This is a genomic window from Chryseosolibacter indicum (assembly GCF_018598585.1).
In the GTDB taxonomy this organism is placed as follows: Bacteria; Bacteroidota; Bacteroidia; order Cytophagales; family Cyclobacteriaceae; genus Chryseosolibacter; species Chryseosolibacter indicus.
In genome coordinates this window covers 1-707 of the sequence record NZ_JAHESD010000154.1, presented here as the reverse complement: position 1 = coordinate 707, position 707 = coordinate 1, and the positions used below count along the sequence as shown (strand labels likewise).

At 42.6% G+C, this 707-nt stretch carries 1 protein-coding gene; it reads left to right on the top strand.

What is annotated here, in order from left to right:
• On the top strand, positions 1-667 hold a 667-nt coding region (locus KK060_RS24875; protein WP_254158003.1), incomplete at its 5' end, for a DHHA1 domain-containing protein.
• Positions 668-707: the final 40 nt, after the last annotated feature.

Genomic DNA, 707 nt, shown 5'->3' with positions numbered 1-707 from the left:
AGAGAAGGCAAAGTCGTTGGGAGCGATGGCGTTGTTTGGTGAAAAGTATGGCGATTTTGTCCGTGTCATTACTTTCGATCCTAAGTTCTCTGTTGAGCTTTGCGGTGGAACTCACGTACCTGCAACTGGTACCATCGGCTTTTTCAAAATTGTATCCGAGAGCTCTGTTGCGGCAGGTGTCAGAAGAATTGAAGCTATTACAGCAGAAAATGCTGAACATTATATTCGTTCTGAATTTGGAGTGCTTGATGAAGTAAGGTCTTTGCTGAAGAATCCGAAAGACATTGTTGCTTCTGTTAAATCCCTTTCAGAAGAAAAGCATGCGTTAGAAAAGAAGCTTGAAGCATTGAATCTCGAACGCGCTAATCAAATAAAAGATGAGTTGGCGAAGAAGGCATCAAAGTCTAACGGGCATACGTTAATTATTGAAAAGGTATCTGTGCCTAATGCTGACGCTTTAAAGAATATAGCATATGCACTACGCAATCAGTTTGATGACTTGTTGCTTGTGCTTGCAGCAGATGTTGAGAGTAAACCACAGGTAGCCGTAATGTTAGGAGAAAAACTAATGGAAAGTAACAAGTTTCACGCAGGGAACATGGTGAAGGAGCTTGCTAAGGAAATTGAAGGAGGAGGAGGAGGGCAACCTTTCTTCTTTCTCTTATAAACATCTCCGAGCCCACGAGACCCGTTAGTAGCTGGTATGC